The sequence below is a fragment of the uncultured Rothia sp. genome (assembly GCF_963507905.1).
Taxonomy (GTDB): domain Bacteria; phylum Actinomycetota; class Actinomycetes; order Actinomycetales; family Micrococcaceae; genus Rothia.
The window spans coordinates 46,184-58,661 of the sequence record NZ_CAUOUU010000008.1 but is presented as its reverse complement, the minus strand read 5'-3'; the positions used below and the strand labels follow the sequence as shown (position 1 = coordinate 58,661).

Here is a 12,478-nt window from a genome sequence, read left to right as displayed (position 1 = left end):
TTATTGCCAGGGTGTAAAAAATTTAAACAGAACACCGAAAAATGCTTGTCCATACGAAGGGGAAGACGTTATTCTCGCGAAAATTCGGGAATGTTGGCGTCTTGTAGGTGGGTGGACGAGGTGTTTGACGTGGAATATGTGGATCACAAGAGCGCGGGAAAAAGATTTACAAAGAAAATACCGAGCAAAAAATGGCTGCATGAGTCAAAAAGATGTGGGATTTATATAAAAACCAACATTTGTCTGTGGTCTGTCCACAGAATGGTATTTTCGGAATGCGCTGTTATAAAGCGTCATTTCAAAATTCAAATCGACGCGCTAACGCGCGAAAGAAAACCCGGGAAAACGGCATTTTAGTGACAGGTTGTATATATAAATAGCAGCTCACCTTTAACGGCCACGTTCCGCCCGGCGGCGCCTCCCTGCACTGAGACTTCGGGCATAGAAAAAGCGACCGGGGGTTCTCGGTCGCTTCCTACAGAGCATACGCTACGCGTTAATGCCCCACATATCCCGCGCCAGACGCGCAATATGAATCGTCAAATACGTCAGCTCATCACGAGTCAGGCTCTGCTTCAACTGCATCTGCAGCACCAACAAAACCTTCTGTGCACACGCGTAGGCGCGCGGCGCATCCGCACGAAGAGCCGCCAACAGGCTCGGCTGCGACACCTCATCCTCAGCATCCTCCGCCGACTCCGCGGAGGCGCGGCTCGCCCGCACAAACAGGTACCGCAGGTGCGTCACAAAACGCGCCGCGCTCATCGAATCCGGGTCAATCTTCCGCTCGTAACTCGCCTCGATGATTTCAAAAACCTGCGCGAAAACCTCAGTCATACGGAACGCCTGAGACATATCAGCCGTCGCAAATTGCGCGTTGACCAGGTGCAGCGCTAGGGGAATTGCCTCGTTCGGGTCCAGCTCAACATTTAGGCGCTCGCGAACCATTTCCAAAACCGTGCGGCCGTACTCCACCTCGCGCGGATAAAGAACAGTCACCTCCGGCGCCAGCGGGTACTCCACCCGCACCCCATCACGCGCACGAACCACCGCATAATGCAGGTGATCAGCCAACGGAAGAATAAAAGAATTCGACAGCTCCAGCGCACCCTCGGCGCGAACCTTAGACTCCAAAAGCGTGGCAATCGACAGAATATCCGCCGGAATCTCAGAAAGAGTCATGCTCAAACGCTCACCGGACATGCCCTTCTCAGGCACAAAGGTCTGCTCCACCGCAGACGGGTCAACCAGCTGACCCTTACGCTTACCAAAAGCAATGCCGCGACCAATCATCACGGACTCCTTGCCCACATGATCCACCGTGAGGACAACATTATTGTTATAAATACGGCTAATGCGCATGTGTCCTCCTCTGCGGGTGTCGGGGCGCCTGTGTCGGGGTGGCACACTGAAACGATAAAAGGCGATTGAGTATCACCTAAGCTACTACAAATTTTACCGAAAGAACGAACCCGTATTAAAGGGGTAACGCGCGTGAGCGAGATAATGGGCGGCACGAAACTGTGCCCCAGCTGTGACGCGGGCAAGCATTCCATAAGTTTGCGGCTGAAAACCGGATCCCGCCCCACCGTGAACCCTAAATCGCGATACTCTTAACCACATGAGCAGTAAAGCAACCGAAATCGCCAAGAACCTTCCCGCACTCGAGCACCCGGACGGCAGCCCCATCCGCGCCCTCGTCGTTGACGACGAGGAAATGCTCAAGGAACTCGTCAGCATGGGCCTGAAAATGATCGGCTGGGATGTGCAGTCCGCCGGTGACGGCCCTTCCGCGCTCGCGATTGCCCGCGAATGGCGACCCGACGTGCTCGTGCTGGACATCATGATGCCCGGCTTCGATGGCCTGGAACTGCTCACCCGTATCCGTAAGTTCTACCCCGAGGTTCCCTGCCTCTTCCTGACCGCTAAGGACTCGGTGGACAACCGTATTGAGGGTCTTGCCGCCGGTGCGGATGACTACGTGACCAAGCCCTTCTCTATGGAAGAGGTTATGATCCGACTGCACCGCCTGGTGCAGCGCTCCGGTGTCGCCGCCATTGATGATGCCGAGCTCGTTGTAGGCGACCTGGTGCTGAACCAGGACACCCGTGAGGTCACCCGCGGTGGCGAGCAGATCAACCTCACCGCAACCCAGTTCGACCTGCTGCGCTACCTCATGGAAAACGCTAAGCGCGTGGTTTCTAAGAGCCAGATTCTCGACAATGTCTGGAACTATGATTTTGGTGGCCAGGCAAATATTGTGGAGCTGTACATCTCGTACCTGCGTAAGAAGATTGACGTGGGTCGCGAACCGATGATTCACACCGTGCGCGGCGCTGGTTACGTGCTGCGTCCCGCCGTCTAAGTTTATTCTCTGCTCTTCATATGGCGCGGTATAACACCCGGTTATACCGCGCCATATCAGTTATATTCCGTATTTCGAATATAGAAAGAAAGGATGCTTGTGGGCTCCTACTCACCCGGTGAACCCGCCTCCCCGGATAACGAAGCAACCCGCCCCCTACGCGCGGGTACTTCTGCGCGAGACGGCTCCGTACCCTCCCGGGGGAACTTCTTCGTGCGCCTCCGCGCCGCCTGGAAGAGCATGAGGAACCCCGAGGCATCTCCCGAAGAGCTGGGCTACGTACCCCACCTGCGTTCGCGCCTCATCGCAATCCTCGTGGCAGCTCTCGGCATCGCCTGCCTCATTATCGGCCTGTCCACCTACGTGACCCTGCAGAACTCCCTCTACCAGCAGGCGCAAAGCGACCTCAAGGAAACCAGCCACCGCGTGGTGCAGCCCTCATCTCGAACCGGCAAAAAAGAAGAGGTGGACTGTGATGATCTGCAGAAGGGCAGCTCCCTCTTCGCACCCGGTCAGGCATCCGGAACCATCATCACCTGTGTGGAATCCGAAGGCGCCGTAGAAATCGCCAGCAAGCTCGCCAGCGACGGCACTATACAAAGCCTCTCCGCCAACGACCAGGTAACCCTCGGAACCATGGCGCTGAACGCCACCAAAGAAGAAGTCCGAGAGATCAAGCTGGAATCCGGCCTGTACCTCGTGAAAATCACCCCGAAGGCTAGTAATACCGCCGACGCGCAGGTGGTTGGTATCCCGCTCGCCAACGTGCAGCAGACCCTCACCATCTTCGTGATTGTGGTGTCCCTCGGATCCATCGCCGTAATGGTCGGCGCCGGTGTGGCTGGATCCTACATTATTCGCGGTACCATGAAGCCGCTGGAGCGAGTCTCCGCGGTGGCGACCGATGTGGCGCACTTGGACCTGGAAGAACACACCATCTCCTCGGCGGTGCGAGTGGAGCCACGTGACTCCGACCCGCGTACCGAAGTGGGTGCGGTGGGCTATGCCCTCAATCAGCTGCTTGATAACGTGAATTCCGCCCTTGAAGTGCGCGAACGCACCGAGCATCAGATTCGCGCTTTCATCGCGGACGCATCCCACGAGCTGCGCACGCCCCTCGCCGCCATTAAGGGCTACTCCGATATGCTCCGCTGGACCGAACCGCTCAGCGAGTCCGGCCAGTCCTCCCTGGCGCGCATCGACTCGCAGACTGAGCGTATGTCCCGCCTCGTGGAAGACCTGCTGACCCTCGCCCGCCTCGACGAGGGACGTGAACCCAAGCTAGAGCAGGTTGACCTGACAGAGCTGGTGCTTGAGTGCACCTCCGACATGCAGGCGGCAGCCCGCACCCACGAATGGCACCTGAACCTGCCCGATGAGCCCGTCGAAGTGGTGGCGGATCGCTCCCAGATTCAGCGCGTGATTCTGAACCTGCTCTCGAACGCCCGCAAACACACCGATGAGGGCACGCGCGTGACCGCGGGCCTGTCGGTGGACGCGGCACGCCGCGAGGCCGTGGTTACCGTGACCGATAACGGCCCGGGCATTGCACCCGAATTCCTGCCGAAGATTTTTGACCGCTTCACCCGCGCGGATAAGGCGCGCTCCGGCTCGGATGGAACCACCGGCCTGGGCTTGGCGATTGTGCAGGCAATCGTTCAGGCGCATGGTGGTTCGATTCAGGTGCAGAGCCAGCCGGGTCATACGGTCTTTACGGTGCGCCTGCCGCTGGATGCGCGTCTTCAGCCGGCTGCCTAGTCCGGCGTCTGATCAGCCGGTCTGGTTTGCTACCTGGTCCGCGTGCGTCCACTCTGTGAATGGCTGCTTGAGGGGGAGTGGAGTGTGCTGTGTGTGCACCCTGCTCCCCTTTTGTTGTGCTTTTGCGATTTTATATTGGTTTGACATGCCAAAACGCTAAATTACTTGTTGAGTAAACATTAAATCTGCACTTCAAGTTTATTACCTGGAGTGCAAATATGTGGTCAATCTAACCCCAAAATAGTTACCCTCGGTGAAACAATGCGCGTATTGTAAAAAACATGGCTAATCTTGTTGAATCCCCCGCAAACATCACGGACAAGCGTTCCGCCCGCAAGGCAGAGAACCGCATCGCAATCGTTGAGGCAGCAGAATCCCTCATCCTCGAGGGCGGCTACGGCGCCCTCAACGCAGAAGCACTCGCAGAACGCGCCGGCGTCTCCCGCCGCACCATCTTCAACCACTTCGCCTCCGTGGACGACGTGCTGGTCACCCGCATGAACCAGTACTTCAACCGCATCTTCGAAGAATGCGACTTCACCATCTCCGGCGAAAACGCAAGCATGGAAGCCGAAATGCTCTCCATCGCCCGCAACGTCTTCATGAGCAACACCCTCGAAGAGTACATCGCACCCTTCGCGCACCTGCTCTACGCCCTCGAAATGGACAGCCCCGCAAAGTTCGAAGAATACTCGCACGTCATCCTCGAGCGCACCTACGACATCTTCCTCGAACAGTACCTCGAGGCATACCCCGACCTGCCCTACCTGCGCGTGGCAGTCTTCGCCTCCAACCTCTCCGAAACCATCGGTGAAGGCGTCTACTACTACCTCACCCGCGCCGAAGAAGTAACCGCCAAGGTCGCAGCGGAAGCCCCCGAAGGCACCCACCCCGAAGCACTCGCCATCGAAGCGATGCGCCAGTGCGTACTCGAGGCACTCGACTACCTGGGCCGTCTGGTCCAGGGCGAATTCGCAAGCTAAGCCCCAAAGCGTTCACGCTCAAAAACTCTCGCTTCGGGCACCTCACCTGCAGGTGCCCGAAGCGGGGTGTTTTTTGCCCAAAAACAGGGCACAGCAATCGCAGTACAGGGCAACCACCGTATTCACACGCACCCAACGCACCAAACTCTTCACTCACTCAACTTCAAAGGAATAATTCATGGCTACATGGCTCTACCGCATCGGTGAAGCCGCCGCCCGCCGTGCCTGGGCTGTCATCCTTGCCTGGGTACTCATCATTGCCGGTGTAGCGGGTGCCTACACCGCGTTCCACGGCAAGCTCAGCAACACCTTCACCATGCCCGGAACGCAGACCCAGCAGCTCTCCGACGAGCTCGCACAGCGCTTCCCGAGCGCCAACCGCGGCTCCGGCCAGATCATTATCACCACCGGCGACGGCACCGCCCTCACCGAAGAACAGAAGCAGGCATTCTCTACCGCGCTGAACAAGCTCACCACCGAGGTGCCCGCCGTGGACGCGGTCACCGACCCGTTCACCACCACCTCCAAGCTTGCCGAAGCGAAAACCCAGCTCGACGAGGCACACACCAAGCTTGGTGCTGCACCCGCCCAGATTGAGGACGGCAAAAAGCAGCTGAACGCCGCCGCCTCTCAGATTGAAGACGGCACCAAGCAGATTGCTGACAGTGAGAAGAAGCTCGACGACTCCCAGGCGCAGATTACCGCGGGCCGAAAGCAACTGGATGAGGCGCAGAATCAGCTCGATGACGCCCAGGTACAGCTGAAGGAGGGCTATGCCCAGGCGGAGGCGGCAGGCTCACCCGCCGAGATGATGGATCAGCTCAACGCCCAGCAGACGCAGCTGACCGAACAGCAGAACGCCCTCAACCAGCAGCGCGACACCCTCGCCGAGAGCCAGAAGCAGGTCGATGCGGGCCGCGCAGAGATTGCTTCCAAGAAGGACGAACTGGCTGAAGGCAAGAAGAAGCTGGACGAGCAGCGCAACCAGCTGCAGAAGACCGAAAGTGAGCTGCCCGCACAGCGTGAGCAGCTGGAGCGTCAGCAGAAGCTGTACGACTTCACCGCAGGCTACCGTATGGTCTCTGAGGATCAGTCCACGGCGATTGCGACCGTGTCGTTCAAGAAGAAGATTTTTGAGGTTCCCTCCGCCGACCTGCAGAAGGTCATGTCCGATATCGAGTTGGCGAACCTGCACGGGGCGACCGTCCAGTTCGACGCGAACCTGAGCGAATCTGCGCTCGGCGGCGGCTCGCACACCGGTGAGGTTGCAGGTATGGTCATCGCCTTCATCGTGCTGATGGTCATGCTCGGCACCCTCGTAGCTGCCGGCCTGCCGATTCTCATGTCCCTGGTGGGCGTGGTGGTGGGTGTGCTCGGCACGCTCTCGCTGTCTTCCATCATTCAGATGAGCTCCACCGCCTACACCTTGGGCCTGATGCTCGGCTTGGCGGTCGGTATCGACTATTCGCTGTTCATCCTGAACCGCTACCGCACGAACCTGCTTGACGGCATGCCGAAGATCCAGGCGATTGCCCTGGCGAACGGTACGAGTGGTAATGCCGTGATTTTTGCGGCAAGCACCGTGATTATTGCGCTGGTTGCGCTGAACGTGACCGGTATTCCCTTCCTGGGTGTGATGGGTAACGCCGCCGCGTTCTGCGTGGTTGTTGCCGCTCTGATTGCGGTGACTCTCACCCCGGCGGTGCTGTCCCTGGCGGGCACCAAGATTATGTCGAAGAAGCTGTGGGCTTCCATCGATACTCCGAAGAAGATTGAGGAACGCCGCGCGCAGGATGCCGCCCGCACCGAGAAGCCGAATGGCTGGTTGCGCCTCGTGCTGGCTCGCCCGCTACTGACCCTGGTGATGGGTACGCTGGCGCTGCTGGCGGTTGCCGCTCCCATGTCTCAGATGCGCCTGGGCCTGCCCGACGCCTCGAACTACCCCTCCGATAGCGCCGCGTACAAGTCGTACGCGCTGGTCAAGGAGAAGTTCGGTGAGGGCATGAGTGCCCCGCTGGTTGCGGTTGCGCACACCCCCGCGAATATGAGTGAGGAGCAGGCTCAGCAGGCGCAGATTGATATCGCATCTGCGGTGAAGGAGCGCGGCGGCTCGAACGTGCAGGCTGTGGTTCCCGGCGGCATGACCGATGACCGTACCCTCATGATTTTCCAGGTGATTCCTGCCCATAGTGCAAGCTCCGTGGAGACCGAAGAGCTCGTCCACGAGCTGCGCGCCGTAACCGTTCCGGTTCAGGGCTCTGAGGTGTCTCTGGGCATCGCGGGTCAGACCAGCGGCAATATTGACGTCTCTGAGGTGCTCGCGCAGAAGCTGCCCCTGTACCTGGGCGTAGTGATGGGCCTGTCCTTCCTGGTGCTGATCCTGGTGTTCCGCTCAATCATGGTTCCGCTGGTTGCCTCGGTGGGCTTCCTCTTCTCGGTGCTGGCGAGCTTCGGTGCCGTGGTGTCCATCTACCAGCTGGGCTTCATGAGCTTCCTCTTCGGTGTGGACCACCCGGGTCCGGTGCTGTCGTTCCTGCCGACCCTGCTCATCGGTATTCTTTTTGGTCTTGCCATGGATTACCAGATGTTCCTGGTGACTGGCATGCGTGAAGCGTATGTGCACGGCAAGGACGCGGCGACCGCCATCGTAACCGGCTATAACCATGCGGTGCGTGTGGTGGTGGCTGCCGCGATCATCATGATTTCGGTGTTTGGTGGCTTCATCTTCGCTGATTCGACCATGATCCGCCCGATGGGCTTTGGTCTGGCATTCGGCGTGCTCGTGGATGCATTCATCGTGCGCATGACGCTGACCCCTGCGGTTATGGCTCTGCTGGGTGATAAGGCGTGGTGGATACCGAAGTGGCTGGACCGCCTCACCCCGAATATGGATGTTGAGGGCGCCGCACTGAGCGAGAAGATTCAGCACGAGCGTGAGTCTGCCGCCGGTTCGGGTAACAGCTAAAGCCTGGGTAACCGCTAAAGTATTAGTGTGTGTTTGTGCGCTGTTGTAGCGCACTTTGAAGACTAATACGAGACGAAAGGGCAGGTGCACGGTGATGAGGAACCGCGCGAGTATCCGGCAGAGGATAGGAGGCGTTCTAACCCGTGTGCCTGCCCCTTTTCTTGTCTTTTTGGGCGGCGGCACGGGTGCGCTGTGCCGCGTGTACACCCCCGGTGGCGTGCTGGTGGCGAACCTGCTGGGTTCGTTCACGCTGGGCCTGCTGACGATGGTGTGGAACGCCTACGCGCGCCGTGACGGCGAGGACCGGATTCACTCGTTCCGCCTGCTGTTCGGTGCGGGTATGATGGGCGGCTACACGACCTATTCGTCGATTGCTGCGGTGCTGGCGCAGACGATTTTTCTGCCGTACACGGTGCACGCTCAATATATGGTGCTGGCGGTGGCAGTGCTGCTCGTGGGTGGTTTGGTTGCCGCCGCGGCTGGCATGCTGACCGGCCGTTTTGTGGCGTCCCGCCTGGTACCCGTCCACGATGCTGAGGAGGGCCGCTAATGTTTTTCGCTCTGATGGTGTTCCTCTGCGGCGGTCTGGGTGCGATGACCCGCTTCTTCCTCGATAAGGCGATGTCGCCTCGCCTGCGCACGGAGTCGTCGATTATTAGCCCGGTGTTCGTCATTAACCTGGTGGGCTCGTTCCTGTACGGCCTGCTGATTATGCCGGTCTCTAATCCTCGCGCGCTGGGCGTGCACTATAACGCCACGGAACAGGTGGCGTTCTGGTGCACGGTGATTACGACCGGTCTGCTGGGTGGGTTTACGACCTTCTCGACCGCCATGGTGGAGGCGCTGACTGCCCGCGCTGAGGGCAAGATGGTGAAGTTCCTGATGCTGTGGCTGGTGCAGGTTGTGGGTGCGATGGCGGCTGCGATTGCGGGCGCGCTCTTGTTCGTGCTGCTGTTTGGTCGGTATATTGCGCCGGTGTTCCCGCCGGATGTTTTGTACTGACGGCACCGGCTGTGGTGGTTCTCATGGCATGTTTGGGTGCGTGTACAGCTTTTTCACAGTTTCGCCTAGGGTGAGCCATAGAGCGGTCTTTTACACTGGTGGTGAACGATATGCGGCGGGCATGAACGGTAACCCGCTATATACCATCGGAAATATATGTTAGAACAGGCATATATTCAGGTGGAAAGCATATTACTCACTCTCACGACCTAAGGAACACACGGCATGCAGGAACTGCTCAGTAAACACATGATTGGCACCTTCGCCATCGAGATTGCGGCGCTTACTGTCGCACTCTCTATCATCGGGTTCATTGGTATGCGCCTGCGTGCCAAGAGGACCGGTCGAGCGCACAGCACCCGCCAATACCTGCTGACTGCATCTTTCGCGTTGTTCCTTGCCTCGATTCTTTCGCTGACGCTGACTCCGATTGGTAGCGCGAATAGCGTCACGAACCCCGAACTGTACTACCCGCGCTTCTATGTGGGCTGGAGCTGGCAGCAGGCGTGGGACCTGACGGCCGGCATGGGTCTGCGCCGCTTCGCGACTACCGTGTACGCGCAGCTCTTCTTCAATATTGCGATGTTCATTCCCCTGGGCTTCTTTACGGCGGGCTGCCTGCGCTGGGGTCTGCGCGCTACGGCACTAAGTGGCTTCGCGCTCTCGAGCTTCATTGAGCTGAGCCAGCTGACCGGTAACTGGGGTCTGGCGGGCTTCACCTACCGTACTTTCGATGTGGATGACATTGTGAACAATACTGCCGGCGCGGTTCTGGGTGCGGTGTGCATCTGGGTGGTGCGCGCGATTCAGAAGCGCCGCCTCGCTAAGCATGATCGGGTGCTGGCAATGGCTTCCGCTGCAGCCTAATACCCCTCCAAAAAATAGCAGACGTTTTCATAACATGATTGATATAATTCATGTTATGAAAACGTCTGCTCCTAGTCTCCTTCCTATCTTGCGTAGTGACCTGCAGGGTGAAGTGATGGCATTGCTGTTCTCTCACCCTGAGCAGCAGTACACGGTGTCTCAGATTGCTGATGCGACACGTGCATCGTTGCCGACTGTCTCCCGAGAGGTGAATCGTCTGGAACAGTCCGGTCTGGTGACTGTCCAGAATGTTGGTAGGACCCGTATGGTGCAAGCCAAGGTTGATAATCCGGTGGGCCAGGCGATGCGTCAGTTGATCCTGGTAACTTATGGCCCCGTTCCGGTGCTCCGGGATACTTTGCAGGGCATTTCCAATATTGAGGGTGCCGCTATTTATGGCTCGTGGGCTAGCCGTCGTTCTGGGGTGGCTGGGCACGTGCCGAATGATATTGATGTGTTGGTTGTTGGTTCCCCTTCACGTCAGAAGCTGTATGAGGCTATTGATGATGCTGAGCAGAAGCTTGGCTATGAGGTGAACGTAAAGCGGCTATCTCATGAGGCATGGAACTCGCAGAATGGTTTCGTGCAGACTGTGCGCTCGCGCCCGATGGAGGTTCTCTTTGGGCAGCTGGAGGTGAATGATGTCGACGCTGAAGCCTAATGCCCCGACTCCTGGTCCTTGGACTGTTGGCCGGGAGCGCATGCTTGAGCTGATTAATGCCGGTGAGTTGGAACGGGTTACTGTAAATCGTGAGCATGCTCAAGGTCTGTTGTTGCGTGCTCATCGGCATCTAAAGACGGCGCATCGTCTGGTGGTTGATGATCCGGAAGGTGCCTATACGCTCCTCTATGATGCTTCGAGGTTGGCGATGACTGCTGCCTTGGCGGTGCAGGGTCTGCGGCCGACTACTCGGGGAGGTCATATTGTGGTGGGTGATGCGTTGCGTGCTCAGCGAGGCCCTCATGATGTGGTGGGTAAGCTGTATTCTCGCTTGCGTCGAACTCGCCATGAGGTTGAGTATCCCGGTTTGGATTATGAGCCTATAGCTGTGGAAGAAGCTGAAGAGGCTTTGGAAGATGCAGAGTATATCGTTCAGGAGATGACTCTTTTTATTCCTAAGCTAGGACCTTTCTAGACGATATTTCTTTTCGGCACCCCTGAATGAACCTCCTTCCGTGAGGTAGACGCAACGAACCCCTCATTTTCATAACCTGAACAACATAAGTCAGGTTATGAAAATGAGGGGTTCGCCGTTTTAGATGAAACCCTAGACAGGGAAGTTCCCAGGCGGGAAGACTACTCGTCGTCGGTCACGCGGTTCACGACGCGGGTGCTACGGTTACCCTTCACCTCTTCGGGTAGCAGAATCGGCATGGAACCGGTCGGGGTGTAGGTTGCTGCGCGTGCCGCCGCGGTAGCGTGGGTGTCCTCAAATTCGGGGACGACCTCGGAGCTGGGTGCGCGGTACAGGTGGCTATTAGCCCACCACGCGAAGAGCAGAACCACAACTGCCAGCGCGCTGGAAACGAACAGCCACGGGCTGACCTGACCCTCGTAGTAGAGCTTGAAGAACGCGCCACCCATGAAACCACCGGCAATCGGGCCGCAGATCGGAACCCACGCGTAGAACCAGCGCGAGGAGCCCTTATCGTGGATGGGCAGCAGGGCGTGCATGAGGCGCGGACCGAAGTCACGGGCGGGGTTCAACGCGTAGCCGGTCTGACCCCCCAGACCGATGACGAGCACGGCGACCATGAAGCCGAAGGCGAGGGGCTTGAGCACGTCGTTGAGGTTGAGGGAGAGTTCCACACCGCCGCTGATGGACGGCTTGAAGTTCACACCGGTGTACAGCGCCGAGAAGACCAGCATGAACGTGCCAATCATTTCGGAGAGGGCATTGGTGAAATAGTTGTGAATGGCAGGGACGGTACCGAAGATACCGAGCTTAATCTTCTTGTCGGCGGTTGCCTTCCAGTGCGGCAGGTAGTTGAGGTAGACCAGTCCGGCACCGACCATTGCGCCGAGGACCTGGGCGATGATGTAGCCGGGGACCTTCTCCCAGGGGAATTCGCCGTAGGCTGCCAGACCGATGGACACGGCGGGGTTTAGGTGGCCGCCGGAGTAGGCGTGGGAGGCGTAGACGCCGAAGGTGACGGCGAAGCCCCAGCCGAAGGCGATGGTGAAGAAGTTGTCGCCGTGGCCTTTGGATCGGCGAAGTTCGACGTTGGCGATGACGCCGCAGCCGATGGTGCACATAATGAGCGTGCCGAGGAATTCGGCGAGGTAGGGGCTGATGGTGTACACGGGGTGTCCTTCAGGTAGTGAACTGCGGGTGGTAAACCGGGGTTTGACCGGGTGTGCAGTGCCGAGCGTGAGGGAGGTGTGGTTTTGTGTGGGGTTATGCCGCCCGAGTGGCGTGTTTACCCTTTGGCATCTATGGAACCTTGAATACCCCTGGAAGACAATACTTTTGTGTTATTTCACCCTTAGACATAAGCGGTTTTTCGGGTTTTTCGTTTAAAAATAAATGTGGTGGA

Annotated in this window: 11 protein-coding genes; 9 read left to right on the top strand and 2 right to left on the bottom strand. The window is 58.2% G+C overall.

What is annotated here, in order from left to right; translation table 11 throughout:
- Nucleotides 1-489: 489 nt before the first annotated feature.
- Nucleotides 490-1,362 carry a PRD domain-containing protein gene (locus tag RQ593_RS06330; protein ID WP_311450125.1) on the bottom strand — a complete coding sequence of 291 codons (873 nt, stop codon included), beginning with the start codon at nucleotides 1,360-1,362 and terminating at the stop codon, nucleotides 490-492.
- Between the two features lie 259 nt (nucleotides 1,363-1,621).
- Here RQ593_RS06330 and RQ593_RS06325 point away from each other — a divergent pair, with 259 nt between their 5' ends.
- The 9 genes from RQ593_RS06325 to RQ593_RS06285 all read left to right on the top strand — a co-directional run bounded on the left by RQ593_RS06325 (nucleotide 1,622) and on the right by RQ593_RS06285 (nucleotide 11,076).
- Entirely contained in the window at nucleotides 1,622-2,365 is a 744-nt protein-coding gene (locus tag RQ593_RS06325) for a response regulator transcription factor (RefSeq protein WP_311450124.1), read from the top strand.
- A gap of 93 nt (nucleotides 2,366-2,458) precedes the next feature.
- The gene (locus RQ593_RS06320) at nucleotides 2,459-4,123 is read left to right on the top strand and encodes a HAMP domain-containing sensor histidine kinase (protein WP_311450123.1); all 1,665 of its coding nucleotides are present in this window, start codon (nucleotides 2,459-2,461) and stop codon (nucleotides 4,121-4,123) included.
- Between the two features lie 281 nt (nucleotides 4,124-4,404).
- The gene (locus RQ593_RS06315; protein ID WP_311450122.1) at nucleotides 4,405-5,106 is read left to right on the top strand and encodes a TetR/AcrR family transcriptional regulator; all 702 of its coding nucleotides are present in this window, start codon (nucleotides 4,405-4,407) and stop codon (nucleotides 5,104-5,106) included.
- 178 nt (nucleotides 5,107-5,284) lie between these two features.
- A complete protein-coding gene (locus RQ593_RS06310; RefSeq protein WP_311450121.1) occupies nucleotides 5,285-8,071 on the top strand; it encodes an MMPL family transporter in 2,787 nt (928 codons plus the stop codon).
- 145 nt (nucleotides 8,072-8,216) lie between these two features.
- Nucleotides 8,217-8,621: a CrcB family protein gene (locus tag RQ593_RS06305; RefSeq protein WP_246827040.1), complete on the top strand. Its 405-nt coding sequence runs from the start codon at nucleotides 8,217-8,219 to the stop codon at nucleotides 8,619-8,621.
- Nucleotides 8,621-9,073, top strand: a complete 453-nt coding sequence (locus RQ593_RS06300; protein ID WP_070678835.1) for a CrcB family protein — start codon at nucleotides 8,621-8,623, stop codon at nucleotides 9,071-9,073. The genes RQ593_RS06305 and RQ593_RS06300 overlap by 1 nt, the downstream gene beginning before the upstream one ends.
- Nucleotides 9,074-9,298: 225 nt before the next feature.
- Nucleotides 9,299-9,940 (top strand): VanZ family protein, encoded by a 642-nt coding sequence (locus RQ593_RS06295; RefSeq protein WP_070684739.1) that lies wholly within the window; start codon nucleotides 9,299-9,301, stop codon nucleotides 9,938-9,940.
- Between the two features lie 115 nt (nucleotides 9,941-10,055).
- Entirely contained in the window at nucleotides 10,056-10,601 is a 546-nt protein-coding gene (locus RQ593_RS06290; RefSeq protein ID WP_311450120.1) for an ArsR family transcriptional regulator, read from the top strand.
- A gap of 40 nt (nucleotides 10,602-10,641) precedes the next feature.
- The gene (locus tag RQ593_RS06285) at nucleotides 10,642-11,076 is read left to right on the top strand and encodes a HEPN domain-containing protein (protein ID WP_070684817.1); all 435 of its coding nucleotides are present in this window, start codon (nucleotides 10,642-10,644) and stop codon (nucleotides 11,074-11,076) included.
- Nucleotides 11,077-11,237: 161 nt separating this feature from the next.
- Here RQ593_RS06285 and RQ593_RS06280 read toward each other — a convergent pair whose 3' ends face one another.
- Nucleotides 11,238-12,245: an MIP/aquaporin family protein gene (locus RQ593_RS06280; RefSeq protein ID WP_049345964.1), complete on the bottom strand. Its 1,008-nt coding sequence runs from the start codon at nucleotides 12,243-12,245 to the stop codon at nucleotides 11,238-11,240.
- Between the last annotated feature and the right edge of the window lie 233 nt (nucleotides 12,246-12,478).

What these genes read in the sequence shown, in the direction of transcription:
- RQ593_RS06330 (WP_311450125.1), bottom strand. Translation starts at nt 1,362, where the DNA reads ATGCGCATTAGCCGTATTTATAACAATAATGTTGTCCTCACGGTGGAT.
- RQ593_RS06325 (WP_311450124.1), top strand. Translation starts at nt 1,622, where the DNA reads ATGAGCAGTAAAGCAACCGAAATCGCCAAGAACCTTCCCGCACTCGAG.
- RQ593_RS06320 (WP_311450123.1), top strand. Translation starts at nt 2,459, where the DNA reads ATGCTTGTGGGCTCCTACTCACCCGGTGAACCCGCCTCCCCGGATAAC.
- RQ593_RS06315 (WP_311450122.1), top strand. Translation starts at nt 4,405, where the DNA reads ATGGCTAATCTTGTTGAATCCCCCGCAAACATCACGGACAAGCGTTCC.
- RQ593_RS06310 (WP_311450121.1), top strand. Translation starts at nt 5,285, where the DNA reads ATGGCTACATGGCTCTACCGCATCGGTGAAGCCGCCGCCCGCCGTGCC.
- RQ593_RS06300 (WP_070678835.1), top strand. Translation starts at nt 8,621, where the DNA reads ATGTTTTTCGCTCTGATGGTGTTCCTCTGCGGCGGTCTGGGTGCGATG.
- RQ593_RS06295 (WP_070684739.1), top strand. Translation starts at nt 9,299, where the DNA reads ATGCAGGAACTGCTCAGTAAACACATGATTGGCACCTTCGCCATCGAG.
- RQ593_RS06290 (WP_311450120.1), top strand. Translation starts at nt 10,056, where the DNA reads ATGGCATTGCTGTTCTCTCACCCTGAGCAGCAGTACACGGTGTCTCAG.
- RQ593_RS06285 (WP_070684817.1), top strand. Translation starts at nt 10,642, where the DNA reads ATGCTTGAGCTGATTAATGCCGGTGAGTTGGAACGGGTTACTGTAAAT.